Below are 26,257 nucleotides of genomic sequence, written 5' to 3'. Positions count from 1 at the left end.
AACATCTGCTTAAGAATGCCTGCGCGGCACGCGCGGAAGGCGTGGGCAGGCTCATGACAAAGTGGGAGGACCGCAACAGGAACGGCAGCCCCCTTGCGGGGACTCAGTGCCATGGCCTGCCCTGCTTGCGGCAGACGCATGGACGTAGCCAGCCGCTTACCCAGCGACCGAACTACCCTGTTGAAAGTAGGACCTCCCAGTCCCGCGGCTGTGGATTGTCACAGCGCAAGGGCGAGAGTAAGGGGGGATGGCTGGAGCGTCAAGGCGGCGGCGGACCGGGGGGCGGAGATTAGCGCAAAAGCCGGCATTTGGCAGCGCCGGTGCTGGCCGTAAAAAAGCCGCATCCGAATGCGGGCGCGGCTTGGCTTGGATGCGACGGCTTAGCTAAAACAGACCACGCCGTTGTAATTGCCCGGCACGCCATTGCCTGCCGGCAAATAGGTCTGTGGGCAACCGGTGGAATTGGCCTGGGTATCATAGGCCTCCAGATAGCTGGATTTATGCGCGTCAAAGCCAACCTGACAATTCTTGGCCCAGCCGCTGTTGACCACCATGGTGGAGCCATACAAGGATCTGAAGCCGTTATTGCAGCCTTCCGCGGTGGCCATCGGCGCGTAGAGCAAGCCGGCCCAAGTGGCCTGGAAACCAACATCGCAATTGAGCGCCTTGCCGCGCCGCCCCTGCGGCAGGGTTGCCACCGGGTTGGAACCATGGTTCCAAATCACGCCGCCGGCGGTGGCCTCGTAGCCAATGACGGATTGTTCCACCACGCTGCCGTCGCACCAGATATAGGCATTGCGGGTGCAGAGGAAGCCGTACTGAACACCGCTCACACGCCCTTCGGTCACCCAGACGCGGCTGGTATCCTGGCTCAGCACACCAGCCGATTTGGCTGTGCGCTCGTTGGCGTCCAAACGCAAGGGCACCTTGATCTGGGCATTCTTGCCCTCGCCTGCCACGCTCAAATAGCCCAGCTCGCAGTGGGAGCCGCTGCTAACCACCGCCGCCCATTCCTTGACCTTGTTGATCCTGAGCTTGCTGCAACTGAAACGCGAGCCATGGTCCAGATACAGCCCGGCAAATGCGCCCTCTAGTATCAAGGAGTTCTCCGCGCTCCATACCTGGGAACCTTCGCCAAGATACAGGCAACGGTGGGTCCAGTTGTTTTCAGTGGCCTCGCCGATCAGGTGAAAGCCGGAGAACTCGACACCACGGGCATTGGTAAACACCACGCCATGGCTATTCTTATCCGCACCCGCCACAAAGCGGATCTGGCAGGCCGAGGGATTGGCGACATTGCCGCGAATGCGAATGCGGCTGGCGAAGGGCTGGTTGCCCAAGCCAATGCCTGTCGAGGTGTATTGGCCGTCGTCCACCTTGATCAGCACGTCGGTCTTCAGGGTTTTGCCGTTGAGGCTGTTCCAGGCGCTGGCGATGTCGGCGAACTCGCGGCCGGGGCCCACCTGCAGCTCCTTGTAGCCGTTTATCCCCCAGTCGTCGATTTTCATCGCGTCGGTGATGCCGTAACCGGCCAGCGTGGTCGGCTTGCTGGCGCCGCCCCAGGCGATCTGCTTCACCGCCTGCAACAACTGATCCTTGCGCGCCGGGTCCGCGCTCTGGCCGCTGCTTTTGACCACGGTCAACAGCTCCTCCTGGCTGGCGATGACCGCGGACTGAACATTGTTCAGCCAGTCGGCGCCGACAATGGTGCCCAGCTCGCCGCTGCTGGGGTTGCCGTCGTGAAACAGGGTGTCCGGCGTGGGAACCGGCTTGATGACATCTTTCATCAGTCTCTCCAAAAAACAGTGAATGAATCAGGACAGGGTCGGGGTTTGCTGGGATTGGCTGCCTAGGCGCGCCCAAACCTCCTGCTGCGTATCGAAGGTCGAAGACGCCGGAACCGGCGCGGGGTCGGCCGCAAGGTCTTTGTTTTGATCGGGGTTTGCCGTGGATTGGGGGTCTTGCATGGAGCGCTCCTGAAGGAAGAGAAAGAGCACAGGCTCCCGCCCGCCGAGGCGGGGCTGTGAGGGGAAGGGAGAAAGGACGGGAAGGTCCGCGTGAGGCGCGGTTTAAGGCTGGTAGGCGAAGTAGACGTAGGTATGGGCCGGCTTCAGATCCTTGAACAGATCTTCCAGCCGCGGGTCGCCGAAGGTGGTGAGGCGTTCCCCGGCCAACGATTGACCTGCACGGAAAAAGTATGGCCGGGTCTTGGCGCCGAACACGGTGACTTGCCACACCCAGGGAATGTCCGCGGTCCACAGCTGCTGGCCGGCGCGGTTGATGCCGGCGCGGAAGGGCTGCGGCTCGCTGATGGCGATGCGGTAGCCCATGCCGGCCGCCAGCCGGGTGAAATACGGAATGGACAGGCCGCCGGTTTCCGCCAGCTTGGCCAGCACCGCCTGTTGACGCTGCTGGTAGGGCGCGTCCGTCGGCGGGGTCAGGCCGCAGACGCGCTCCCAGTCCGGCAGCAGGCCTTCGGCCAGCAGCGGCGTGGTGGCGCCCACCAACTGCCGGGCGCTGTTCTGCACCCGGTCCAGCGCCGCGCCTTCGCTGCCCAGCTCGGCCTGCAGTCGCGGCCCGTCCGGACTGTAGCTGACCGGCGGCAGCAAACGCGTCAGCAATTCGCTATGCGGGGTTTGCGGGCTCATTGCATCCCCCTCACCGTGAGTTTGCCCAGACGCAACCATTCCACGGTTTTCTCATTCACCGCCGGCGCGATATTGTCGGCGGGCGACAGCAGTTGGCGGTCCACCACGCCGGGCAGGTCGGAGATCAACGCTTCCAGCCGGCTCTTGTACAGTTTGCTGCCGGGGGCGAGGCTGGAGAAATGGGCGGCCAGCACTTGGCGCAGCGGTTCGGTGACGGCTTGCACGGTGGTGCCGTCCACCATCAGCGCCACTTCGATGTCCACCGGCCGCGGCGTGGGCGCCAACACCAGGCAGTTCTTGGCGGTGACCGGGCGCAGGTCTTCGATATGGGCTTGCACCGCGGCCAGGGTGTCGGCCGAAGGCAGGCTATCCTGAGCGGTGATCACCACGTCCACGGTGCCCAGGCCGCGGCGCAGCGGGTAGACGTAGGCGGCGGACACGCCCGGCACTTCCAGCGCCCAGCGCCGGTAATCGTGACGGTTGCCGCCGGCCGGCGGACGGCGGATCAGTTCCAGCAGCCGCGCCAGCAAGGCGGCGTCGTCCTCTTCGTCCACGCCGCCGTCCATGTTGACGAAGCTGACGCGGCTGGCCAGGCCGCTGGGCGCGGCCATCAGTTCGGCCACCGTTCCGGCCGGCACGTTGCCGGCCAGGCCGGGCAGATCGGCGGCCACCGCCACGCGGGCCTGGCCGTCCACGTCCAGCTGGCCGCCGGCCTGGGTGGTATAGAGTTGTTCGCCCAGCCGTACTTTCAGGCCGGCGGCGAAACCGGCGCCGGAGTTGCCGCCCAATTGCAGCAGGCCCTTGGCCGCCACTGGCGGCTTGCGGCTGAGGCCGCGCACCCGGGCGTGCTGTTCCAGATAGTCGCGGTCGGCGCTGTCGGGAAAAATCTGGCGGGCAATCCAGCTTTGATGCTGGTACAAGCCTTCCACCGCGCTGGCGACCGAGCTGGCGCGCACGTAGAAGTCGCTGTCGGGGCCGACGTCGGCGTCGGCGCGCAGGTTTTGCAGATCGCGCAGCAGCGCGCCGCGTATGGTTTCAAAATCCGGGGTGGACAGGGGCATCAGGCTATCCTCACGTGGTGTTGGAAATGTCGGGTCTGGCCGCCGGCCTCTTCCACTTCGACCAGCAGCAGCAAACGGCCGCTGCCGGGACGCTGCGCCTCAACGCCGACACGGCGGGCGCGGCCGTCGCGCAATAGCGGTTGCAGGGCTTGTTCGGCGTATTGGCAAGCCAGCAGATCGATCTGGCTGCTGTCCTTGCTGCGCGACAACAGATGCAGGCGGGAGCCGAGTTCGGGATCGGCCCACCAGCCGCCCAGCGGGGTCATCAGCCTCAGGTAGACGGCGTTGGCCAGGGTATCAGTGGTGGAGCCGGCGTAATCGCCGGTAATGGGGTCCAATAGAGGGTCCATGGCGTTATTTTCCGGGTTTGAAAGGGTTGGGGATAAGGGAAGCGGGTCAGTGCCGGCAGGCGTGCGCCAGGGCAAGATCAACGGCACTCCTGGCGGCAAAAACGTCGCGTTACAACGGCGGGCTGGTCGTACCGTGCACACCGTTATGCTGGTGGCCCACCAGGCTCTTGCCCCCGGCCACCACGTCGCCGCTGACGGTGACGTTGCCCTTGACGCTGGCGCCGCTGCCGCCCTGAATGGCCATGCCGCCGTTGCCGTTGATCTGGCCCTGGGCCACGAGTTGCGCGCTGGTGCTGAGCGTGGGCGTGGTGAAGCTGGCTTGTTCGCTGGCGTTGACCTGCCAGTTCTTGCAGCGCAGGCTGAAGGTGTCGCACTCCACCTCGATCAAGCGGCCGCGCTTGAGCACGATCTTGCTGCCTTCGTCGCTGTACAGCGCCACTTCGCCGGGTTTGAGCTGTTTCAGCCGGTAGCTGCCGTGTTCGGTGGCGATCACCACACCGTGGCTACTGCGCCCGCCCAGGGGAAGCACCACCGCCATGCTGCCCGGCGGCGGATTGGCGCTGTAACCGTAGTGCTGGAACAGTTCGGCGTCCTGCAGCTGCTCGCCGGCCAGCGCGTCGGCCTGAACGGTTTGCACGTCGCCGGCGCTGTCCACGCGGGTCAGCACCGCGCGGAAGCCCTGCCGCACATTGCTGAAGGCGCGGCGGATTCTCTGGTCTACGTCATTCCACATCGTTTCAACCTTTCTTTGTTTCAGCGTTTGCGCATCGCCGGCAGCCAGCGGCCGTCCTCTTTCAGCGTCAGCCGGGTGGTGCAGCCCTGCCCGCGTCCGCCGCTGAAGGTGCGCGCCATCAGGAAATAAGTGCCGCCCTTGATGCCGTGCGGCTCGCTTTCCACCTGGATGCGCTGGCCGGGAGTCCACAGTTCGCCGGCGCTGTTGCGATGGCCGGCCACGGTGGCGCTGAGGGTGTAGCCGGCCAGCCGGGCGTCGGCCAGCATCTTGTCCGCGCGCGCCGCCAGTTCCGCCGGATTGGCGGCATCCGGCTCCACCACGATGCGCGGTTTGTGATACCGGACGTCCGGGTCCGCGGACTGATGCTTGAGATCGTGCCTGCCCGGGGTCAAGGCCTGACGGTGGCCTTGGCCCAGCAGGGTCAGTTGCGAGTAGCGCGGCGCGTGGGAGCGGGTTTCCGCCAGGCTGAGCACATTGTTGCCCTTGCCGTCGCGGCGCAGGATCAGCTTGGCCTTGGCCGGGGCGCTGTAATCCGGGCCGCCCACCACCAGGGTGCCGTCCGGATCGAACCAGGCGGCGAGGCCGTTGGCCGCCGCGGCGCGGGTGAGCACGTCCCAGGCGCTGTTGCCCGGGTCCACGCTGATTTTCTCGATCTGGCCCTTGCCCTTGGCGTCCACGCGCAAACGGCTGACGCCCAAGGGCTTGATCACGTTCTCCAACACATCGCTCAGCGTCATGCCCTTGCCGGTGAGCAGCGGCGCGCTGCAATCCAGCAACATGCCGGCCAGATCCCGGCCCGACAGCGTCAGCTGGTGACTGCCGGCGCCTATGCTGTGGCTGATGTCGTCCACCCGACCCTGCAGCACCACGTCCGCGCCCACCAGCACTTTGACCTCGGCGCCCGGCTCCACCGCCGGCGGCACCTCGCCGCCGGGCAGGCCCAACGACACCTGCCAGGCGTCGGCGGCCACGGTCAGATCGGAGTCGATGCTGTACTGGGTCCAGTAGCGATGCGCCTTGCCGGCGATCTCCAGGCTGACTTCGTTATTGGCCGAGACGGTCTTAGCGGGCGTAGCCATGGATCAGCTCTCCTGCTTGCAGATGGTTGGGATGCGCCAGCTGCGGGTTCAGCCGCAGCAGCTCGGCGGCGCGGCCGCTGTCGCCGTACCACAGGTGGGCCAGTTGACGCAGATTGGCGGCGGATTCCACCTTGCGGGTGATCAAGGGCGGCTTGGCGGCCACCAGGCCGGCGGCGCTGCGTTGCACCTGCAGGCCCAGATCGCGCAGACTTTCAATCACCTGGCGCGCGTCCTCGCCCGGCAGCGCCTTGCGCCATTGCTCTATGGTCTGCTGCAAGGTGGCGCGCACGTCACCGGCCACTTGCTCCAGCGCCGGCGGCGTCAACGTGGGCTGCGCGGCTTCCGAGCGGAACAGATCGGCGGCGGCGTTCGCCATCGAGGTGGACACGGTCAGCTTGAGCAGCGCGTCGATGCGGAGCTCGTCCTCGGTCCAGACCTCCAGCGCCTTGCCGGCCTGGCTCAAGCTGTCCGACGCGCGGCCGATTTTCTTGGACACGCCGTTGAGCCTGTCCTTCATCGCGTTCCAGTCGGCCAGAGTGGCCTGCGGCAGCTTGGCCTCCGCCTCCCACTTCAGGCCCGGCCAGATTTCCAGCTTGACGCCGAAGCGCCAGTTGGCGACCTCGTCCACCAGGGACGTCACCTGGCCGATGAAGGCCTGCGGATAGGCCAGCAAGTCCACCACCTGGGCAATGCCTTGCTGCGCCATGCCGGCGAGCTGCCGCACGGTATCGCTCAAACGCACGCGCAGCGCGCCCAGCCGGGTCAGCGCGGTATTGGCGTTTTGCAGCAGGCCCTGAGCCTTGGCGAAGGCCTCGCCGCCCAGGCTGCGCGCCTTGGCCACCAAAGCGCTGATGGCCTCCACCTGCTGCAAAGGCTGCTGACTGGCGAAAAAGGGATTGCCCGGCGTGGCCTCCACCCAGTTCACTTCCACGGTGCAGGAGTCCGGCGCGTCGGCTTCGTGGCTGATCTGGTAATCCAGCAGCTGCGCCTTGGGCATGCTGCCGAATACCGGGTGAATCAGTTCGCCCGGACCGGCCTGGTCCAGCGCGGCGACGAAGTCGCGCAGCCGCTGCTGATAATCGCGGCCCCAGAAGAAGACGCTGAGCGACACCTTGCGCGCCTTGCGGCCCAGGTCCTCGACGTCTGCGCCGTCCAGATAGGGGTATTCGTGCATCGCCTGGTCGCGCTGGGCGCTGTCCACGCTGCGCAGGCATTCAAAGCGCACCCCGCGGAAACTGGCGTCCACCAGCGCGCCGGCGGCGGAGCCGGCAAACAGACTGAGATTGAACATCAGCTTCTCCTTTGTTGTTGGCTATTGGCTGCGTTGACGGCGGCGACGATATTGCCGTTTTGGACGTCTACGGTGACTTGGATTGGTTGGGACAGCATGCTGCTGAGCTGGGACAGGGTGGCTTGCAAGGCAGACAAGATAGCTTGCAGTTGTGCGGCATCCGCTCCCCCTGTGTTTGCGCTGGCAACTTCTCCTCCCCCGGGTAACAGGATCCCACCAGCCGGTACGGGAGCTGCTTTAGGCTTAGCCGCTTCTTGTGCCTTGGCCTGCTCAGCTTTTTGCTTGGCTGCTTCTTGTGCCTTGGCCTGCTCAGCTTTTTGCTTGGCTGCTTCTTGCGCCTTGGCCTGCTCAGCTTTTTGCTTGGCCGCTTCTTGCGCCTTAGCCTGCTCAGCTTTTTGCTTGGCCGCTTCTTGCGCCTTAGCCTGCTCAGCTTTTTGCTTGGCCGCTTCTTGCGCCTTGGCTTGCTCAGCTTTTTGCTTGGCCGCTTCTTGCGCCTTGGCTTGCTCAGCTTTTTGCTTGGCCGCTTCTTGCGCCTTGGCTTGCTCAGCTTTTTGCTTGGCCGCTTCTTGCGCCTTGGCCTGCTGAGCTTTTTGCTTGGCAGTTTCTTGTGGCTGGGCCTGACGCTTGCCCCCTGTGCCTGCAGTCTGTTGTTCAGCTTGGGGCCGTTTGTTTTTGACCGTCGTTGTGGGCTGAACTTGTTCTTGTGTTCCTACCTTTTGAGCACCTGCTTTGTTCAAATACTCTGCTCTGGGTCGCAAAAACTTTTTAGGGGCTTCCCAATAACCACTATCTGGTCCAAATTTCGCAGAAGCAGGCCCAGTGCTAGATTGTGAGCCAAAAAATTTTCCGTTTCCCGTTTTAGCGTCAAACGCCTCAACTAAGCCTGTGTGATTGTTTTTACCACGCCACAAAGCAATATCACCTGGCCGTACGTCTTTTAGATCGACCTCCTCGTAGTACTTTGACTTATCCAGCCCACTCGTATTTTCATAGGGTATCTCGTAACCTGCGCCTTTTATTGCCTGGTTAACCAAATTTGAACAATCAATTTTACGAACGCCACCAGCACTCGCCTTACCGTTACCACCATACCCGTATTGATAGCCCTTGAAACGTTCTCGCTGATCAAGAATAGCCGGATAACTTTTCATTGACTGCAACTGAAGTTGTGCACTTCCGACTGAGTCCGAGATACCCCCCTTTGAATTTACACCTTCAGCAGGTTGGGCTTGAGATACCCTATATAAGCCAGATTCTCTCAAATAACGCTGATATCTTTTTTGGCGATCAGACAATCCGTTGCTACCACCATTAATCAGTTTAGTAACGGCTCTCACATTACCGCTTCTGGCATATTTAACTATTTCAGGTTGTTTTTTTTGCCAAAACCACGTGGCAATTTTCGCAGCGATCGCAGCATTTTCGGCCAACTCTGGGTTGGCAATCAAATCTAAGTTTAATGCTTTTCCCGCAGCCTCATAATTAGATCGACCAGTGATTTGTATGAAGCCGCGCCCCCGATATCTAAATCCATCTCCCTTTTTATTATTTCCTAGATTTTTTTTACCCCACTCACCACCATAAATTGCTTCATATACTTTTTCTTGACCAGAATTTATTAAGGACTGCACTTGAGACTCTGTCGTAATCCCTTGTGCATTGAGCCGATCCTTGAATTTTTCCAATACATTTTTTGCCGTCCGGTAATTCCCTTCCCGCAAAGATTCAAACCCTCCACTTTCATGAGCCATTTGTGCCAGAAACATCGCCTGCTCTTTAGGGTCACGGATATTTGCTGCTAGCATTTCATCGATCAACGTAGCCTTATTGGAAGCAAAAGCCTGTTGGCGTTTCTGTTTCATATTCGCCATAATGTGCCCTCTGGGAAAAAGCGGTGTGCCATCGGCACACCGCATACAGTCAAACTAAGCGTGTTACTCAATTACCTTCCGCAGCGACAGCAGCTTGATATCGCGGCGCGCTTCGCTCTCCACGCCGTATTTCTCGCCCACTTCCAGCGTGAAGCAATCCAGGTAGCTGGTGCGCTTGCCGCCCGGCGCCACCGGGAATTCAGTCAACTTGGCGCCTTCGATCGCTTCCCAGTCCAGCTCGCCGGACAGCGGGATGGAGACGGTGACGGACAGCTCGTATTCCGAAATGCCGCGCGCGAAGCCGCGAGCACGGCCGCTGCTGTTCATGGTTTTCACCAGCTTGCGGCCGGTCTTGCTGCTGACGTTCAGATCGATGACGTCGATTTCCTGGCCGTTGACTTCCAGTACGATCGAACCTGCGTATTCTTTCAAAGCCATGTGAATGTCCTTTTCGGTTTCATGTGGGCGGCCCGGCCGGTTTGGCGGCGGGCCGCCGGATCAAGCGTTAACGAGGGGGAAACTAGGTCCACTCGGGTAAAAGCGCTGGGGCTAGGCGATGTAAGGCGGCATCCAGCGTTCTTACCCAGCGCCGCTTACAGCAGCAGATCGATGCGGCCGGCGAACACATGCAGGCCGTTGACCACGTCCACCGGGATCTTGGCGTCCAGACGGTTCACGTCTTGCGCGTCGCGCTCAACGATCAGGCCGTCCTTGTTGGCTTCCACCGCCTCGATGATTTCCAGCTCTTCCAGCTTGTAGAGCACGTCCAGCAGTTCGGAACGGACCTTGGACGGAGTGCGGTCGGACAGCTTCTCGCGCGGGAAGCGCAGCGCCACGCGTTCGCGGCAGGCGCGGCGCACGTAGTCCAGGGTGCGGATGGTGGTCAGATCCAGCAGCGACACGTCGTCCACGCCCTGGGCGTCCTTGGTGTAGGTGCTGATGGAGCGCACGATCTGCACGCGCTCGCCCGGGCCCACTTCCAGCGGGGTCACGCCGTTGTAGAGGGCGTTTTCCTGCTCGGTGCGGCTGGTGCGGGCGGCCAGTTCCACCACGTCCAGGCCCTTGAGTTCCAAGGTGTTCAGCGGACGGGCCGGATCTTCCTCGCTGGCGATCACCGCGGCGTAGGCGGCGGCCAGTTCGCCCGGCAGTTTGGCGGAACCGCGATACCAGGCGGCGCTGACGCGGCCGCTGGCCAGCTTGGAGGCGATGGCGCTGACTTCCGCCAGCGCGCCGACGGCGCCGACCACGCCGATGGCACCGCGTTGCTCCATCGGGCCGGACACGAAGTCCAGGTGGGTGCGCAGCGCGGTGAAGGCGGCGTCGTTGTTGAACGGGTTCACCACGATGTGGTGGCCGCCGCTGACCACGGCAGCCAGCGCCGGAGCGATGTCCGGATCGGCTGCGCCGCCCTTCATCGCGGCCACAGTGATGCCGAGGCCGGCGATCTGTTCCTGCGCTTTCAGCGCGATGGCGTTGCCGGCCGCGCCCTTGTGGCGGGCGGTCAGGGTCAGCACTTCCTTGGCGACGGCGGCGGTTACCGGCAGATCCGCCAGCTTGTCGACGGCGGCCTTGGCGGCGGTGGCGATTTTGGTAGCGTCGTCGCCGGCGGCCACGGCCACGTCGATGCGGCGGCCGCCGATGAACAGGCTGGCCACGCCGGCGCCGGTGGCCGGGCCGGTGAAGGTGAAGGTGCCGACGGCGGCGGCGGCGCTGTCCGCGTCGTCAACCGCGATCACGCTGAGTTGCAGATAGGGGTTGGCGTTGATGGCGGCGCGGGCCAACAGATGGGCGTAGGAGCCGCGGCCGAAAGCCTGGGCGGCCTGCTCGTCGCTGAACACGTCCAGCGCGGCCAGAGCCGGCTGAGCGGCGTCGGCGAAACGCTGGCCGATCACCAGCACGCGCTGCGGATTGCCCGGCAGGGTGCGCACCGCCAGCTTGGTGTTGAACTCGAAGTATTTGCCCGGCTTGCGGATGGACGCCGGAATCTGGTCGAAGCTGATGTTGGGGCTGGCCATAGAGTATGGGCTCCTGATTGATGCGGTTGGGGGAAAGTCGTCGCGCCGGACGGCGCGGCGGGATACTGCGAAAAATCAAATGCGGGGCGGCTTGGGCTGCAGCACGACATCCTGGGCCTTGACGCCCGGCTGGCCGTCCAGGCTGTAGTCCAGCCGGGTGCTGCGCCATTCGGCGGCGGGGCCCTCCAGTCGGCCGCCGAAGCGGGCGAACACCTGGTCCGGATCGGCCTCGCCCTGCGGCGACGGCCAGTGGCCGTTGTCCAGAGCCTCGTCCAGCCAGTGGGTGGAGAAATCGCAGGCCACCAGGCTCCACGGCTCGCCGTCCCGCTGAGCCTGGCCCAGCGGGCGCACTTGCTCGGGAATCAGCGGCGACACCGCCAGGCCGAAATCCTGGGCCGCCAGCAAACGGCGCACCGCGTAAACCAGCTGCCAGACGCCGGCGCCGACGTAGCCGCGATCCGCCTGGAGGCGGTCGCCGACGATAACGGTGAAGCGAGCCTGCGCCTTGTAGCGCTGGCGTTGGCTGGCCGAAGGCTGGCAGGCGGTAACGCCGCCGGCCACGGTCCACAAAGCCGGCAAGCGCGCCAACGCCTGCGGATTCAGACCCGGGCTGCCCGCCGCCGGCGTCAGCCGGCTTTGGTAACGGCCTTGCGCCAGATCCAGCCCGCAGAGGCCGGTTTCGTCCAAATCGAACGCCACTTCGCGCACCATGCGGCCCAGGCCTTGGCGCAGGCGGTCGGCGATGGCGTCTTGCAGTTGGATCAGCTGGGACATGATTTCCTCAATGATTCAGCGGTTTATCGATACGGCTATTGTCTCGCGCCCGCGGTTTTGGGCTTAGCTGAGCGATGTCAGTGGGAGTTTGCGGCCGCGGGCGCGGCCGAGGTGGATCAGGCCTTGATGCAGGCCAGCAGGGCGAGGTTGCGAGGACGGATGGATCGGAGCGATTGGGCGTCGCCCACCGCTTGGCCACTAGGAGTGAGCTTGTGAACTTGAACGGATGAGGAAGTCGCCGGCTCATACCCCAACTCAAGCAAGTTATTGCTCTTGCGATCGATGACTCCAACCGCCAGAGCAACATCGTCGTCCACTAGTGCTTGCGTCGATGCTTGCGCCGAACCTAATACCCGACCTGCATCAACCTTACGTCCATCGTCCCAACCACGGATGAATTCGCCCCGCAGATCGGGCAATTGAAACAGCTCGGTGTTTTCCGGACGGGACGAGCCGGTTTGTTCACCCGGCGGAGTGAACTCGGCCTGGTAGCGGCACTTCTTGGAAATCATCCAATCCTGGAAGTAGCCGCCGGCGGAGTCGGCGTAAATCGGGTCGTGGCCATCCACCGAGAACACGATGGTATTGTCCGGAATATTGACTCTCAGCTCAGTCTTCAGGCTCCACGCCAGCTTGCCGTCGACAAACAGGCGATAGGTCGCGCCGTCGTAACACAGCGCGATGTGATACCAGCGGGCCTCAGAAAACGCATTGGCCTGGCCCTGTACGCCTTCGCAGATAAAACCGGAACCGGGACCGGCTAACCAAACCATCGGCGCCTTGGTCTGCGAATGGATTCCGAGACCGATCTCGCCCCAGGGCGCCGAGGCGTTCATGCCGAAAATCCAGTTGGGATGACCGGTGAACATCGGGTAATGCCAGCCTTCAATCGTGAACGCGTCCGGATTGAACTTGCTTTGCACGGTGAAGCGGGCGTAATGGCCCTTGGCCTTGGTCTGCAAACTGGTTTTGCCGAATTTGCTTTGCTCGGAACTCAGGTTCGCGGCGCCCACCAGCACCGCCTCTTTGCCGCTGATCAGATCAATCAATTTGTTGCGATCGTCAAACTTGAGCAGTGCCTGGATGTCCGTGTCCATTTCCTTGTTGGCGAACATATCGCCAATAGCCTGATACAAAGAGGCATATTGCTGCTTGGACACCAGCGAGCCATCCGCCTTGATCCAGCCCGCCGGCGCTTCCTTGCGGGCGAAATACTGGATGGCGCCGCTCGGAACCGAAGCGCCCGAGTTTGCGCCGTCGTCGCAGCAGCACTGATTCATTTCGATACGTACGGGATTGGTCTCCGCTTGCCCCAGGACATTGACCTGGAATTGCGGCTTGATGCAGACAGTCGTGTTCGACATCTGGCTATCCTTCTCTGGGTTGATTGAATACGAGGAAGAATCAGCGTCGCGCCTTGGACGCTGTTACCGATCCGCAGCGCGTGGGCGGGGGAGGAAAATAACTTGGAACCGGCGTAGAAATGCACGCGCGGCTTTTGCGCCAAAGCTGTTTGCGCTCTCAGTGGATCAAGCGCTTGAGGAACTCGCCCAGCAGCGTCACCGCCAGCGCGGACACCGCGCCGGACAAGGCGCCGCTGCGCGCGGCCTGGACTTCGACGTCGCGCAGGCGGCTGTCCAGCTCTTCCAGTTTTTTGTCTTGTTTGGCGAGGTGGGCCACGATCATGTCCAGCTTGCCTTCTATGCGGCCCAGGGCCATCAGATTGTCATGTTCCACGTGAAACCCGCCTTTCAGCCTTCGGCCAGTTGTTGGCAAATCACGCAGCGGGTGCAGCTGGGCATGATCGCCCGTCGCGCGGACGGAATGGGGTCGCCGCAATCCTCGCAGTGGCTGTAGCCTGTCTGGTCGAACTGCTGGTAATGGCGGGCAATCGCTTGCTCGCGGAACTCGGTTTCCAGCTCGCTGGCCCGATCGAAAAAATCGCTCATGGTTGTGGTCCTTCGGAAGTAAACAGCCCGCCGAGCGCCGTCAGCCTTTGTTCCAGCTGCTGGCACCAGGCGCCGTAATCGGCGGCGTGGGCCAGGAGGTCTGCTGCCGGTAGCCCGGCGCCGGCGGAGGCGGCTTGATGGGGATTTGCAATAGATACGGGGTCGGTTGCGGGCACTGCGGCGGCGGTGTAGCCGAGGACTTGCCGGTAGAGGCGCAGGCTGTCAGGGCCAAGGCCGCCGTAGCGGCCGCCATCCTGTTGCACGACATATTCGATCCTTTGTTTCTGGTCTTGCAGCCGCTGCTGCAGATCCTGTTGTTGACTCAGCAAGCGCGCTTCTTGCCGGCCCAGCAGTTCGCTCAAACGTTGCTGCTGCTGCAAAGCGGCCTGCAATTGCCGTTGGGCGCGCTCGGCCTCGGCGGCCTGACGGCCTTGATCCGCCGCCCGCTGTTCGGCCAAGCGCGCGCGCCAGCCCTCCGCGCCGTGGCGCAGCCCCAGCGGATAGGCCAGGCCCGCCGCCAACAAGGGCGGCAGCAGCCAGCCCCCCAATTTCAGCCATGCGAAGCCCGGCCCCATCAGCGGCCCCCTCGATCCCGCCAGGCGGCGATCAGACGCAAGCCGGCGGAGTAGCCGCCGACGATACCTAGATAAATCAACCAGATATCCGCGCCCAAGGTACCGCGCAGCCCTTCCACCACGAACAAGAGCGTGGCGGCCGCGCAAGCGATGTTCGCCCACAGCCGGGAATGGCTCAGCCGGCGGCCACCGGGCCGGGTCAGCAAATCGGACAGACGCATCATTTCTTCTCCTTGTCGAGGCTGGTCGAATTCAACTCAAAGTGGGGAAACTCGCGGAACGGCGCGTCGGCCCTGCCGTACCAGTTCAGGCCCAAGGCAGCGCCGATCTCACCCATCACCTGCCAGTGCGGATGGTGGGCGTCCCAGACCGGCTTGCCGCCGATCAGCGGCACTACGTCGAAAGCTCGCGCCGCCGGACTGCCGTGCAACATGGCGTTGTGCGCGGACTGGCCCGCACGGGCGTTGGTCACCTTCGGCCCAGGCCGGGAACGGCCCTGAGCGAACAAGGCGTCCTGTTCCGCGCCGGAACGCCAGGTGCAGGTGATCAAGGCTTCCACGCCGGCGTCGCGACAGCGCCGTACAAACGCCTCGGCCAAGGGTTGCAACTGCGGATGCAGGTCGGAAATAGCTCTGCTGGCCATGAAGACTCCTTGTTGTTGACGAAACGTGGCACATTGGCCGGCCGTCATGCGCGGCGCGCGCGCAGCCCTGCCAGGCGTGGACGGAACCGGCTAGAAACAAACAGGAGAGATCGGAAGAGAGGGGAAGCGGCGTATAGCCTTAATGCAGATCTTGACTAGGCGTTTTCAGCACGCGCCACACCATGCGGTCGCTCAGTTGGAAGCGGATGGCCAGCACGCTGACCGCCTCGTTGGCGCCCAGACCTTGCTCCAGCAGTTGGTCGAAGTCATTCAACAACTGCTGATTGCGCGCCAGGCGCAAGGCCTGGCTGCAGCGCGGCACGTACAGGATGTCGCCGCCAAAGTGATGGGTCAGGCTGGCGGCGGCGTCTTCGCCTATCACTTCCACTAACGCGGCGAAGCGCAACTGGCCCGCCTTGCTTTGGTTTTTGGAAATGGGCAAGGTAGTGCCGCCCAAGGCCTGCACCAGTTGCAAGGTGCGCGGCAAGCCGATCAGCTCAGCCACCAGGCGCATGGTTTCGGGCAGGGCCGGGGCGATATTGGCTACGGTCATCGCGGAAATCTCCTTGAAATCACGGGACAAAGACGATAAGTTCTAAATGAGTTATAATTAATCAAGACTAGGCAAGCCATTCGCATTTAGAACTGCCGTTCTAAACACTGGCAAGCCCATGAATTCTATTGAAATCGAGCACGTCAGCAGGTACTTGGGCAGATGCCTTGCTTGGGGCTGACTTTTTTTGAACTTTCCTTGAGTTCATAAGTGCTATTTTAGTTCAAAACATAAAACTGATCAATTAGTACGATGTCACTACCTGTCCTTTTGTACAGGGCATTTGACCGGGCCGTGGCGCCGGCCTCGCACGCCAAATGGAGTTCTACATGGAAAAAAACTTGGAACAGAGTGACTTCAAGCAGCGGCTGGAACTGCTGATTGGGGCGGAGAAGCCCTACGCCTGGGCAACCCGCATTGGAATCAACAAAGGTTCATTCACCAATATGTGGTATCACGGCGGCGTGCCGCGCGCGGCAACCGCCAGCAAGATCGCGGAGGCTAGCGGCTGCAGGCTGGAATGGCTTTTGCACGGCAGCGGCCCGCAGTACGACGCAGCCCCTCCGCCCGGCGCGTCCATCCGACTAGAACGAGATCCGGATTGTTTTGTACCGGACAATGTTCATGAGGAGTTCTGTTTTATCCCGCGCTATAACCTGAAAGCCTCGGCCGGTTTCGGTTCCAATGCCAGTGAAGAAGCGCCGATGTTCTATATGGCGTTCCGAAAATACTGGATCAAGAACCACCTGAATGCCTCCGCACGGGATCTGGCTGTAATCAGCGTCAAGGGCGACAGCATGAGCGGCGTGCTGGAGGACCGCGACACCATCTTGGTCAACACCGCCGAACATTCTCCCGGCGAAGGGCTTTACGTGATCCGCATGGGCGACGACATCTTCGTCAAGCAGCTACAACGTTTGCCTGGCGGCGCGGTGCAGGTTCGCAGCGCCAACCCCTTGTACGAGACCTTTACCGTGGACTTGCAGCGCAATACCGGCGAGTTCGAAGTCATCGGCCGCGTGGTCTGGTTTGGACGGCAGATTGGCTAAGAACCGGTTTGCGATCCGCAGCGCAGCGCGTAGCGTCACACGGTGAGTGCCGCTCCGAAATGCGCGAGCGTTCCGCTTTCTTAATCGTTTTCGCCTAGTCCCGCTCTTGCTCGCGAGAGCGTAAACAGGTTCTGAGCCCGACGTTGCGGGTGTAAACTGCGGTTTTGCCGCACCGCATGAAACGGACACCACCATGATTCAACACATCGAAGCCAGCCTGGTCGAAGCGCAAACCGCCTTGGCCGATCTTCTGGCCAACCCGGACGCGCTGGCCAGCATCGACGCGGCGGCGCAAACCCTCATCTCCAGCCTTGCCGCGGGCGGACGCATTTTTTCCTGCGGCAACGGCGGTTCTATGTGCGACGCCATGCATTTCGCCGAGGAGTTGACCGGCCGCTACCGCAAGAACCGCCGCGGCATGGCCGCCGTCGCTATTTCCGATCCCAGCCACATGACTTGCGTGGCCAACGACTACGGCTACGAGTTCGTGTTTTCGCGCTATCTGGAAAGCCACGCTCGCGCCGGCGACGTGCTGATCGGCATCAGCACCAGCGGCAACAGCCAGACCATCGTCAACGCCGCGCAGGTGGCGCGCGAAATGGGCGTCAAGGTGATTATCCTCACCGGTCGCGCCGGCACGCGGCTGGAGCCGCTGGCCGATGTCTACGTCAACACGCCCGGCGGCCAGTTTGCGGACCGGGTGCAGGAGTTGCACATCAAGGTGTTGCATATTCTGATCGAACTGGTGGAACGCCACTTCTGCCCGGAAAACTATTGAATTTCCCCGCTCCGTCACGCTTGCCATTATGCTGACGACGCGCACCCCGCCATAAGCGACGCCTGTCAGTACAACGGCATGTTTCGGCCGCAAAAAAACCGCCGCTCGGGCTCTCCGGCGGCGGTTCTGCGTTCCGCAAAGCGCGGCAAGCATTGAATAGCGTCAACGGTTGAGGAAGACGCCGATGCGCTGATACACCTCTCGGCAAACGTCCGGCACGATGGCCTCCAGATTGAGAAAGGCGTGCACCATGCCTTCCAAGTGCAGGTGCTCCGCCTCCACCTCCGCCGCGCGCAGCTTATCCGCGTAGAGAAACGCCTCATCGCGCAGCGGGTCGAAGCCGGCCGACACCAGCAAGGTCGGCGGCAGCTTGCGGCTAAACTCTCCATGCAGCGGCGAGGCCAGCAAGCGGTTCTCCGCGTGCTGGAAGTAGTTATCGAAATACCAGGCCACCCGCGCCTTGGTCAGCAAATAGCCTTCGCCGTTCTCATCCACCGACGGCTGGCTCAAGGTGTAGTCGACGCTGGGATAGATCAGCACTTGGCGCTTGATCCGCAACGATGCGTCGTACTGGCCCAAAGCGCTGAGGCTGGACGTCAGCGCGCCGCCGGCGGAGTCCCCGGCCAGCGACAGCTGGCGCGCATAGGGCAGACCGCGCGCGTCAAGCGCCTGCCACAAGCCCTTGGCCACGACGGCCGCGTCCTGCAAACCGGCCGGGTAGGGGCTTTCCGGCGCCAAACGGTAGTCTGCGGCCACCACGACGTGCTGGCTGGCGGCGGCGAGCCGCCGGCAAATCGGATCGTAAACGCTGACGCTGCCCACCATGTGTCCGCCGCCATGGAAAAACGCCAGCACCGGCAGCGCGCGCTGCGGGTTCGGGTGGTAGATGCGCACCGGCACGGTGAAATCGCGCCCAGGCACCAGGTCGTCGTTGACCCAAGCGATGTCCGGTCCCGGCGTCACCATCTGTCTCGTCAGATTGGCTAACGCTTCGCGCGCGCCGATCGACGTCGCCTTGTAGCCTTTGGCCACCAGTTCGGCCAATTCGCGGTTGTACTCCTCCAGCCAAACGGCCAGAGCGGGATCGAGCTGATGCATGCAAGCTCCTATAGGCCCAGGCGTGACGGACGGCGCGCGGGCGCAAGCGAGAGGAAGAGGGATGCCCGGCATAGACCGCTGCCGCGCCCAGCGTCGGCGGGTGGTCCGTCTGGGGACTTAAGCAGCTTATACCATTGGTATTGCCGCGCAAGTGCGCGAGCACGCTTGTCATGTCCCTTGCGCCGGCTGGATCGCGCCGACGCCCCTTTAGCCGAACAAACGCTCCAGCAGGCTGGGTTTGCGCGTTTGCAACAACTGCTCGGCGCCCAACAGCAAATCGTCTATCAGCCCTGGGTCGCTACGCGGCTGGCGCGCCAACACCGGGTTGGAATGGCCTGACGGGGCCAGTTCCAGCAGCGGGCCGCGCCGCGTCAGCCTGTAGCCGCCGGCGCAGCTGGGACAGAAGATCTCCTCGCCGTCGGCCGTCCCTCGCGGCACGGCGATGATAGGGCCGCAGCCCGCGCAGCATTGCAAGGGAATGCCCGGCTCGCTATGGCCGATGACGTGATCGAACCGGCCAGCCTCGCCCAACTGGATGAAACGTTCGCCCAGTTCGCGGTCGAATTGGGTGCCCAGATTCTCCCGTATGATGGCCAGCGCGCGCTCCTTGGGCATGCCCCGCCGATACGGCCGGGTGCTGGTCATCGCGTCGAAGGCGTCGGCGATGCCGACGATGCGCGCCGCCAGCGGTATCTCCTTGTCTCTCAATCCCTGCGGGTAGCCGCGGCCGTCCGGCATTTCATGGTGGCTCAGCACCGCGTCCAGCGCCAACTCAGCCAAAGGATGATCGCTCAGCAAGTCGGCGCCCACTCGCGGATGGGTCTTGATGACCTCGTACTCGGCGTCGCTCAACTTGTCCGGCTTGTTCAACACCGCGTCAGGCACGCCTACCTTGCCCAGGTCGTGCAAAAAGCCGCCCAGCGCAATGCGCTCCACCTCGGACTGCGGCAGGCCCAGCTTATCGGCCAGCGCATAGCACAAGCGCGACACCCGCCATAAATGCCCGCCGGTATAAGCATCGCGCGCCTCCACCATCATCGCCATCGTGTACAGCGTTTTCAGAAGCTCCCGCGCTTGTCGCATCTTTCATCCCCGCATGCCGATGGGGCCCGGCCGCTAGAGCGATATCTGCAAGCGCTCCCGCGGCGACTCAGGCCGAATGATTTCAATATGGCATATCAATGCGGCTTTGCTGCGCTGGCAGCAATACGACAGTCGAGCGCCCAGAAATAGAGCAATCATTCCATTTGCATGAAATTTTCATTTTTCTTGGCTAGCCTAGACGGCACGCGGATCGCGCGCCGCCAACGGCGCGGTCCATGCGTTCGCGCCGTCGCCTGACGGCGCCCCACACGAGGAGACAACAATGAAATCGCTGCTATTGCTGGGCCTTGCCCTGATCCCGCTGAGCCACTCCGCCACCGCCGAACCGGTTCAGCCCGACCCTCGCTACAGCCACGTGCTGTCTTCGTCCGGCCCGCTCAGCCGCGAACAGCTGCTGAAGACGGCCCCGCCGGCGCCCATGAGCCGTGCCGCGCGCGGCGACGCCAATATCGAGCTGATGTCGGTGCCCGGCCCCGCCACCTATACCTATCTGCGCTGCTATTACCGCACCGGCGACGCCGCCAGACCCACCACCGACTACGTGTGGGGCCTGGACCCCAGCAGCGGCGACTACTACCGCCTGAACGGCTATTGGTGGTCCAGCAGCGCGCTGGACTGGAAGAACATGTACTACACCGACGTGGCGCAAAGCACGCTGCAATCGGTTTGCCGCGGCACCTTGCAGAAAAAGGGCATTCAGCAGAACCCGGCGATGGTGTTCGCCGCCGACAACCAGCTGTCGTTCAACTACACGGTATGGACCAACGACAAGGCCGGCCAGGGTTCCAGCATCAACAAGATCGTCGCCTTCGGCGATAGCCTGTCGGACAACCAAAACGTCTACAACGCCTCCATGTGGACGCTGCCCAACCGCAACAGTTGGTTCCTCGGCCACTTCAGCAACGGCCAGGTGTGGGTGGAATATCTGGCCGGCCGCCTGCAGCTGCCGGTGTACAACTGGGCGATAGGCGGCGCCGGCGTGGACACGCAAAAGCTGGTGATCCCCGGCGTGCTGCAACAGGTGCAGTCGTGGAAGGACTACATGAAGCAGGCCCGCGACTACGATCCGGCCACCACGCTGTTCACCATGCTGATCGGCGGCAACGATTTCGTGAACTACAACAACTCGGTGGACAAGGTGATCAGCGGCCAGAGCCAGGCGCTGACCAGCCTGATAGACGCCGGCGCGCGCAACATCCTGGTGCTCAATCTGCCCGACGTGTCGCGGGCGCCGGTGTTCCAGTTCAAGTCCGGCGCGGCCCAGGTGGCCGTCCAGGTGCGCGACTACAACCAGCGCCTGAACGCGCTGGCCGCCCAGCTGCGCCTCAAATACGGCAGCGGCCTCAAGCTGAACGTGTTCGACAGCTACGCGCTGTTCAACAAGGTGCTGGGCAACCCCGCCGCCTACCAGTTCAACAACGTCACCCAGTCCTGCCTCAACATCAACGCGGACTCCAGCACCAACTACCTGAGCGCCCAGAGCCCTCGCGCCAACTGCGTGAATCCGGACAGCTTCGTGTTCTGGGACACCTTGCACCCCACCACCCGCACCCACAAAGTGCTGGCGGACGAGGTGTACGGCTTCCTGAACAGCTCCGCCGGCCTGGCCGCCCTGCCGCGACGCTGAGGACCGGTTCTAAAATCGATTGAATCAAGCAAGCGACCCAGCCCTTCCCCAGCAGGCCGCCCACCGGCGGCCTGTTGTTTTGCAAGGGCTTTTCCGGACACGCATTTGAGCGCGACGACGGCAGCGCATACAATGAAGGATTTTCCGGCGCGCCCGCCTCCGCGCAGCGAGCCGGCCCGGAACCGCAAGCGAAGGCCCCCGATGTCCTCCCTGACCCCATTGCTGCAAAGCGCCGAAGCCGCGCGCGCAGAACTGATCGCCCGGCTGCAAGCCGAAGACACCAATTGTTACCGTCTATTCCACGGCAGCGTGGAAGGCATGCCCGGCCTGACCGTGGACCGCTACGGCGAACAGTTGCTGGCCCAGACTTTCCACCAGCCGCTGAGCGACGACGAGCTGGCGGCGATCCACGCCCATTACCAGGCCAGCCACCCCGGCTTGCCGCTGGTCTACAACGACCGCAGCGCCGGCAACTCCCGCATCGGCAACGCGCTGACGCTGGAACAGCAAGCCGAGGCCGAAGCCGACCACACCATTCGCGAACTAAGCGTCAACTACCACTACCGCGCTCGCCATAAAGGCCAGGACCCGTGGCTGTTCCTGGATTTGCGCGCCGCGCGCCGGCGCGTGATGGAGCTGGCGGCCGGCAAAAGCGTGCTGAATCTGTTCGCCTACACCTGCGGCGTCGGCGTAGCCGCGGCCAAGGCCGGCGCCAGCTTCGTGATGAACGTGGACTTCGCCGAATCCAGCCTCAGCGTGGGCCGCGCCAACGCTAAGCTCAATCTGCTGACCACCCGCCCGCGCTGCGTGCAGAGCGATGTGTTCGCCGCCATCCGCCAGCTGTCCGGCATCGGCCAGCCCGAGCGCGTGCGCGGCAAGAAAATGCCGCCCTTCCCCAAACTGGAAGCGCGTCAGTTCGATCTGGTGTTTCTGGACCCGCCGCGCTATTCCAAGAGCCCCTTCGGCGTGGTGGACCTGATCAACGATTACCAGGCGCTGTTCAAGCCGGCGCTGCTGGCCACCGCGCCGGGCGGCACGCTGATTTGCTGCAACAACGTTGCGCAGGTGGACGGCGACGCCTGGCTGGATTCGCTCAAGCGCAGCGCGGCCAAGGCCGGCCGCGAAGTGCGCGCGGCGGAATGGATCGTCCCAGACGCGGACTTTCCCAGCCCGGACGGCAAGCATCCCTTGAAGATTGTCGCGCTCAGCGTCTGATCTGTGCTCTTGACGGCAGCGGGCCCCGGCCGGATTGCCGCGGCCAGATCCAATCTCGCCAAACGCCCGCCTTGCGCGGGCGTTTTCGCATAAAAAGCCACAGCATTTAAGCCATATGGCATTTTTACGCATCGCTTAAAATTACCGTATATTTTCATCTGCAAATACTTAAATATCCCGATACGGCACCACGCCGAAACAGCCGCGCTAGACGGCATACAACAGACAGCTTGACTCAAATCACGTATCGGGAAAGTCTCTATGAAACCTCAACTGCTATGGGGCCTGCTGGCCGCCGCCGGCCTGTTCGCCGCCAGCCTGGCTCACGCCCAGCTGGACCCGCAATTGGACTATTTGTCTCCAGGCGGGCCGCTCAGCGAAGCCCAGGTCAAGGCCGCTGCGGCCAAACCGGCCGTGGCGATGGGAGCCGCCACCTACACCTATCTGCGCTGCTATTACCGGCTGGACATGGGCCCCGCCAAACCGCAAACCAGCTACCACTGGGCGCTGGACCCCAGCAGCGGCGACTACTACCGCGTCAACGGTTACTGGTGGTCCGGCAGCATCGTCGCGCTGAAGAATATGTTCTATAGCGATGTGGCTCAGGACACCCTGGCCGGGGTCTGCCAGAAAACGCTGGCGGCCAAGGGAATCAACCGTCCGGTGGCGCTCTACGCCGCCGCCAACAACCAGATGTCCTACAACCACACTATCTGGAGCCAGGACAGCGCCAGCCAGCCGGCGCGCGTCAACAAGCTGATCGTGTTCGGCGACAGCCTGTCCGACACTCAGAACATGTACGGCGCGTCCCAATGGCGGCTGCCCAACGCCAAAAGCTGGTTCATCGGCCGCTTCAGCAATGATCGGGTATGGGTGGAATATCTGGCCGAGCAGTTAAAGCTGCCGATCTACAACTGGGCGATCGGCGGCTCCGCCGGCGATCAGCACCTGGTGGTGCCTGGCCTGCTGCAGCAGGTGGAATCGTGGTCGCAATACATGCAGAAAGCCGCCAATTACCGGCCGGAGAACACCCTGTTCACCATGTTGATCGGCGGCAACGACCTGCTCAACTACGGCCGCACCGTGGACCAAGTGATTGCAGACCAAGGCAAGGCGCTGGAACGCATCATCAGCGCCGGCGCGCGCCACATCGTGGTGCTGAACCTGCCCAACCTGGCCCGCACTCCGGCGGCCCAGGCCAGCGGCAAGGCCGCCGCGCTGGCGCCGCAGGTGCGCGACTACAACGCCAAACTGGCGCTGCTGGTGGCGCAATTGCAACAGAAATACGGCAGCACGCTGAAGCTGAACCTGTTCGACAGCAACGCCCTGTTCGACGACCTGCTCGACAACCCGGCCAAGTATCAGGTCAGCAATACCACTCAGTCCTGCCTGGACATCGCCGGCAACGCCAGCCTGCCCTATATCTGGGAACAGAAACCGCGCGCGGAATGCGGCAATCCGGACGCCTTCGTGTTTTGGGACGTGCTGCACCCCACCACTCACACCCATAAGCTGTTGGGCGCCTACATCGCCAACTTCGTCAAGGCGGCGGATCCGGCGGTCTCCGCCACGGCGGCGCTGAAGACGCGGCGCTAGGCGAATGTGCCCCCAGGCTGCCGCCATCGCGCGGCGGCTTGGGGTAAGATGCCGGTTTTAGCCGGACATCCCGCCATGAACCAAGCTCCGCAAACTGTCCTCAAACCCTGCCCCAAATGCGGCGCGTCCGCACTGCTGGTCAAGGCGGGCTCCCGTCGCTTCTGGGTACAATGCAGCCGCTACCCGGACAACGGCAATTGCAGCGCCATCGGCGCTCAGGCCGACAACAAAAAAGAAGCCGTCGCCAACTGGAACGCCTCCCGCTGAGCACGCATCATGAATCTCTCGCCCTATCTTCTGACGCCGCTGCTGCTGGTGTTGTCCAATGTGTTCATGACCTTCGCCTGGTACGCCCACTTGAAGGACATGTCGTCCAAACCCTGGTGGCTGGCGGCGCTGGCAAGTTGGGGCATCGCCTTGTTCGAGTATTTGCTGCAGGTGCCGGCCAACCGCGCCGGCTACGGCGTGATGACGCTGTCGCAGCTGAAGATCATTCAGGAAGTGATATCGCTGTCGGTATTCATACCGTTCGCGGTCTTTTACATGAACCAGCCTTTCCGCTGGGACTACGTATGGGCTGGGCTGTGCCTGGTGGGCGCGGTCTACTTCATGTTCCGCGGCTGAAGCCGGGCTATTGGTTGGCGCGCACCCAGCGGTGCCATTGAGAAAACAGCTCCGGATTCAGCGCGGCGATGGCGGAGCGCTTCCAGATCACATCGCTCCAGTAGTCGTCGCTGTTGAGGCTGGCGATCTGGCCGCCGGCCTCCTCCAGAATCACCGCTCCGGCGGCGTAATCCCACAAGCGCTGGCCGCCGTGCAGGTAAAGATCGTAGCGGCCGGCCGCCAGATAACACCAGTCCAGCGTGCTGGAGCCCAGATTGCGCAAGCTGCCGCATGGGCAGGTGCTGCCGATGCGCGCGGCCAGCTTGCCGGAGCGCAGATATTTGACCTCCACGCTGGCAATGGCGTCGCACATGGTGTTGACCACGGTTTTCAAGGGCAGCCGCTGGCCGTTCAGAAAGGCGCCCTCGCCGCGGCTGGCGTAAAACATTTCCTGGGACACCGGGTTGTAGATCACGCCCAGCCGGCTTTTGCCGCCCACCATCAGGCCGACGGAAATAGCGAAATACGGCAGTCCGTTGACGAAGTTGGTGGTGCCGTCTATCGGGTCCACCACCCACAAGCCGTCCTGATTCTCCGCCCACAACCGGTCTTGCTCGGCCAGTTCCATCTCCTCGCCCAACACCGGGTGGGGCAGAATGCGGGGCAAAGCGGCCTGCAGCGCCTGCTGGCAAGCCATATCGGCTTCGGTGAACAGCGTGCCGTCGTCCTTGCGGCTTTTGCCCACGCGCAAAAAGCGCGGCATCACCTCGTCGCGCGCCACTTCCCTGAGCACCTGCATCACCTTTTCCAGCACCTGCATTCGTTTTCCCCCAAGGCCGCTGCAATCCCATTTGCTGCAATCGCAGCAAACAAAGCAAAATACCGGTATCAACAGCGACTTTCAATACGTCATGCCCAGGTTTTACATTGACGCCGACCTCAGCGTCGGCCAAACGCTTGCCTTGCCGGACACCGTGGTGCGCCATGTCCAGGTGCTGAGGCTCAATGCCGGCGACGCCGTCACCCTGTTCAACGGCCGCGGCGGCGAGTACTCCGCCGTGCTGGACGCGGTGATGAAACGCGACGCCCACTGCCGCATCGAAGGCTTCGACGAGGTTTCACGTGAAACGCCTATCTGGCTGGGCCTGGCCCAAGCCATTTCCGGCGGCGACAAAATGGAGTTTACCTTGCAAAAGGGCGTGGAAATGGGCGTGTCCGCGTTTCAACCCATCGCCGCGGAGCGCTCCATCGTCAAACTGTCCGGCGAGCGCGCCGACAAGCGCGTGGCGCGCTGGCAGGAAATCGTGATTTCCGCCTGCGAGCAAAGCGGCCGCAACGCCATTCCTGAAGTATTGCCCATTCTGTCGCTGGAGCAATGGCTGAAACAGGCGCCAAACGCCGACGCGCGGCTGATCCTGTCGCCGGTGGGCACTCAGCGCCTAGCCGACATCGCCGCCGCGCCTAAGCGCGCCTGGCTGATGGCCGGCCCGGAGGGCGGCTACTCAGCGCGCGAAGAGGCCGCGGCGCTGAGCGCCGGCTGGACGCCGCTAAAGCTGGGGCCGCGCATTCTGCGCACCGAAACCGCGGCGCTGGCCGCGGTGGCGGCGATGCAAACGGTGTGGGGGGATTACCGCTAGCCAGAGCG

The 26,257-nt window shown here is 63.0% G+C and carries 29 protein-coding genes; 8 read left to right on the top strand and 21 right to left on the bottom strand.

Annotated elements, in window-relative coordinates:
- Window positions 1-380: 380 nt before the first annotated feature.
- From MOV80_RS04575 to MOV80_RS04490, 18 genes are all read right to left on the bottom strand, one after another.
- Window positions 381-1,787 (bottom strand): hypothetical protein, encoded by a 1,407-nt coding sequence (locus MOV80_RS04575; protein ID WP_107732166.1) that lies wholly within the window; start codon window positions 1,785-1,787, stop codon window positions 381-383.
- Between the two features lie 282 nt (window positions 1,788-2,069).
- Window positions 2,070-2,648 (bottom strand): putative phage tail protein, encoded by a 579-nt coding sequence (locus MOV80_RS04570; protein ID WP_019102045.1) that lies wholly within the window; start codon window positions 2,646-2,648, stop codon window positions 2,070-2,072.
- A complete protein-coding gene (locus tag MOV80_RS04565; RefSeq protein WP_043589281.1) occupies window positions 2,645-3,709 on the bottom strand; it encodes a baseplate J/gp47 family protein in 1,065 nt (354 codons plus the stop codon). The genes MOV80_RS04570 and MOV80_RS04565 overlap by 4 nt, the downstream gene beginning before the upstream one ends.
- Entirely contained in the window at window positions 3,709-4,059 is a 351-nt protein-coding gene (locus MOV80_RS04560) for a phage GP46 family protein (protein WP_019102042.1), read from the bottom strand. The genes MOV80_RS04565 and MOV80_RS04560 overlap by 1 nt, the downstream gene beginning before the upstream one ends.
- Window positions 4,060-4,168: 109 nt before the next feature.
- Window positions 4,169-4,792 carry a phage baseplate assembly protein V gene (locus tag MOV80_RS04555; protein ID WP_019102041.1) on the bottom strand — a complete coding sequence of 208 codons (624 nt, stop codon included), beginning with the start codon at window positions 4,790-4,792 and terminating at the stop codon, window positions 4,169-4,171.
- 20 nt (window positions 4,793-4,812) lie between these two features.
- Window positions 4,813-5,871, bottom strand: a complete 1,059-nt coding sequence (locus MOV80_RS04550) for a phage baseplate assembly protein (RefSeq protein ID WP_019102040.1) — start codon at window positions 5,869-5,871, stop codon at window positions 4,813-4,815.
- The gene (locus tag MOV80_RS04545) at window positions 5,855-7,162 is read right to left on the bottom strand and encodes a DNA circularization N-terminal domain-containing protein (protein ID WP_043589277.1); all 1,308 of its coding nucleotides are present in this window, start codon (window positions 7,160-7,162) and stop codon (window positions 5,855-5,857) included. Before MOV80_RS04545 ends, MOV80_RS04550 begins: the two co-directional genes overlap by 17 nt.
- Complete coding sequence (locus MOV80_RS04540) at window positions 7,162-9,024, bottom strand: glycoside hydrolase family 19 protein (RefSeq protein ID WP_249604868.1); 1,863 nt, start codon at window positions 9,022-9,024, stop codon at window positions 7,162-7,164. The genes MOV80_RS04545 and MOV80_RS04540 overlap by 1 nt, the downstream gene beginning before the upstream one ends.
- A 72-nt stretch (window positions 9,025-9,096) precedes the next feature.
- Window positions 9,097-9,471 (bottom strand): hypothetical protein, encoded by a 375-nt coding sequence (locus MOV80_RS04535; protein ID WP_043589272.1) that lies wholly within the window; start codon window positions 9,469-9,471, stop codon window positions 9,097-9,099.
- 155 nt (window positions 9,472-9,626) lie between these two features.
- On the bottom strand, window positions 9,627-11,048 hold the full coding sequence (locus tag MOV80_RS04530; RefSeq protein ID WP_043589258.1) for a phage tail sheath C-terminal domain-containing protein: 1,422 nt from the start codon (window positions 11,046-11,048) through the stop codon (window positions 9,627-9,629).
- Window positions 11,049-11,123: 75 nt separating this feature from the next.
- On the bottom strand, window positions 11,124-11,822 hold the full coding sequence (locus MOV80_RS04525) for a DUF1834 family protein (protein ID WP_043589256.1): 699 nt from the start codon (window positions 11,820-11,822) through the stop codon (window positions 11,124-11,126).
- 116 nt (window positions 11,823-11,938) lie between these two features.
- Window positions 11,939-13,186, bottom strand: coding sequence for a tail fiber protein (locus MOV80_RS04520; protein ID WP_043589251.1), 1,248 nt, complete (start codon window positions 13,184-13,186; stop codon window positions 11,939-11,941).
- A 157-nt stretch (window positions 13,187-13,343) separates the two neighbouring features.
- A complete protein-coding gene (locus MOV80_RS04515; protein WP_019102036.1) occupies window positions 13,344-13,559 on the bottom strand; it encodes a hypothetical protein in 216 nt (71 codons plus the stop codon).
- A gap of 14 nt (window positions 13,560-13,573) precedes the next feature.
- Window positions 13,574-13,771, bottom strand: coding sequence for a TraR/DksA family transcriptional regulator (locus MOV80_RS04510; protein ID WP_043589247.1), 198 nt, complete (start codon window positions 13,769-13,771; stop codon window positions 13,574-13,576).
- Window positions 13,768-14,346 carry a hypothetical protein gene (locus tag MOV80_RS04505; RefSeq protein ID WP_052051851.1) on the bottom strand — a complete coding sequence of 193 codons (579 nt, stop codon included), beginning with the start codon at window positions 14,344-14,346 and terminating at the stop codon, window positions 13,768-13,770. Before MOV80_RS04505 ends, MOV80_RS04510 begins: the two co-directional genes overlap by 4 nt.
- Window positions 14,346-14,570 carry a hypothetical protein gene (locus MOV80_RS04500; protein WP_227105798.1) on the bottom strand — a complete coding sequence of 75 codons (225 nt, stop codon included), beginning with the start codon at window positions 14,568-14,570 and terminating at the stop codon, window positions 14,346-14,348. The genes MOV80_RS04505 and MOV80_RS04500 overlap by 1 nt, the downstream gene beginning before the upstream one ends.
- Window positions 14,567-14,989 carry a M15 family metallopeptidase gene (locus MOV80_RS04495; RefSeq protein WP_019102032.1) on the bottom strand — a complete coding sequence of 141 codons (423 nt, stop codon included), beginning with the start codon at window positions 14,987-14,989 and terminating at the stop codon, window positions 14,567-14,569. The genes MOV80_RS04500 and MOV80_RS04495 overlap by 4 nt, the downstream gene beginning before the upstream one ends.
- Window positions 14,990-15,128: 139 nt before the next feature.
- Window positions 15,129-15,542, bottom strand: coding sequence for a Mor transcription activator family protein (locus tag MOV80_RS04490; protein WP_019102031.1), 414 nt, complete (start codon window positions 15,540-15,542; stop codon window positions 15,129-15,131).
- Window positions 15,543-15,871: 329 nt separating this feature from the next.
- Here MOV80_RS04490 and MOV80_RS04485 point away from each other — a divergent pair, with 329 nt between their 5' ends.
- The gene (locus tag MOV80_RS04485) at window positions 15,872-16,591 is read left to right on the top strand and encodes a helix-turn-helix transcriptional regulator (protein ID WP_043589245.1); all 720 of its coding nucleotides are present in this window, start codon (window positions 15,872-15,874) and stop codon (window positions 16,589-16,591) included.
- 193 nt (window positions 16,592-16,784) lie between these two features.
- Complete coding sequence (locus MOV80_RS04480) at window positions 16,785-17,369, top strand: SIS domain-containing protein (protein WP_249604867.1); 585 nt, start codon at window positions 16,785-16,787, stop codon at window positions 17,367-17,369.
- A 162-nt stretch (window positions 17,370-17,531) separates the two neighbouring features.
- Here MOV80_RS04480 and MOV80_RS04475 read toward each other — a convergent pair whose 3' ends face one another.
- Entirely contained in the window at window positions 17,532-18,467 is a 936-nt protein-coding gene (locus MOV80_RS04475) for an alpha/beta hydrolase (RefSeq protein ID WP_043589241.1), read from the bottom strand.
- A 207-nt stretch (window positions 18,468-18,674) separates the two neighbouring features.
- The gene (locus MOV80_RS04470; protein WP_019101572.1) at window positions 18,675-19,550 is read right to left on the bottom strand and encodes an HD domain-containing phosphohydrolase; all 876 of its coding nucleotides are present in this window, start codon (window positions 19,548-19,550) and stop codon (window positions 18,675-18,677) included.
- A 283-nt stretch (window positions 19,551-19,833) separates the two neighbouring features.
- Here MOV80_RS04470 and MOV80_RS04465 point away from each other — a divergent pair, with 283 nt between their 5' ends.
- The 5 genes from MOV80_RS04465 (at window position 19,834) to MOV80_RS04445 (ending at window position 24,633) form a co-directional block, all read left to right on the top strand.
- Window positions 19,834-21,198 carry an SGNH/GDSL hydrolase family protein gene (locus MOV80_RS04465; RefSeq protein ID WP_019101573.1) on the top strand — a complete coding sequence of 455 codons (1,365 nt, stop codon included), beginning with the start codon at window positions 19,834-19,836 and terminating at the stop codon, window positions 21,196-21,198.
- Window positions 21,199-21,399: 201 nt separating this feature from the next.
- Complete coding sequence (locus MOV80_RS04460) at window positions 21,400-22,413, top strand: class I SAM-dependent methyltransferase (protein ID WP_081549161.1); 1,014 nt, start codon at window positions 21,400-21,402, stop codon at window positions 22,411-22,413.
- A 261-nt stretch (window positions 22,414-22,674) separates the two neighbouring features.
- Window positions 22,675-24,009, top strand: coding sequence for an SGNH/GDSL hydrolase family protein (locus MOV80_RS04455; protein ID WP_081549133.1), 1,335 nt, complete (start codon window positions 22,675-22,677; stop codon window positions 24,007-24,009).
- Between the two features lie 75 nt (window positions 24,010-24,084).
- Complete coding sequence (locus MOV80_RS04450; RefSeq protein ID WP_019101576.1) at window positions 24,085-24,276, top strand: Lar family restriction alleviation protein; 192 nt, start codon at window positions 24,085-24,087, stop codon at window positions 24,274-24,276.
- Window positions 24,277-24,285: 9 nt separating this feature from the next.
- Window positions 24,286-24,633 carry a DMT family protein gene (locus tag MOV80_RS04445; protein ID WP_019101577.1) on the top strand — a complete coding sequence of 116 codons (348 nt, stop codon included), beginning with the start codon at window positions 24,286-24,288 and terminating at the stop codon, window positions 24,631-24,633.
- A 7-nt stretch (window positions 24,634-24,640) separates the two neighbouring features.
- Here MOV80_RS04445 and MOV80_RS04440 read toward each other — a convergent pair whose 3' ends face one another.
- Window positions 24,641-25,426 carry an inositol monophosphatase family protein gene (locus MOV80_RS04440; RefSeq protein ID WP_198001721.1) on the bottom strand — a complete coding sequence of 262 codons (786 nt, stop codon included), beginning with the start codon at window positions 25,424-25,426 and terminating at the stop codon, window positions 24,641-24,643.
- A gap of 97 nt (window positions 25,427-25,523) precedes the next feature.
- On the opposite strand from MOV80_RS04440, the gene MOV80_RS04435 reads away from it, so the two are divergent.
- Complete coding sequence (locus MOV80_RS04435; protein WP_043589927.1) at window positions 25,524-26,249, top strand: 16S rRNA (uracil(1498)-N(3))-methyltransferase; 726 nt, start codon at window positions 25,524-25,526, stop codon at window positions 26,247-26,249.
- The last annotated feature ends 8 nt before the right edge of the window (window positions 26,250-26,257 follow it).

It is taken from the genome of Chromobacterium sp. IRSSSOUMB001, from assembly GCF_023507765.1.
GTDB classification, from domain to species: Bacteria; Pseudomonadota; Gammaproteobacteria; order Burkholderiales; family Chromobacteriaceae; genus Chromobacterium; species Chromobacterium haemolyticum.
This window is presented reverse-complemented; position numbering and strand designations above follow the sequence as displayed.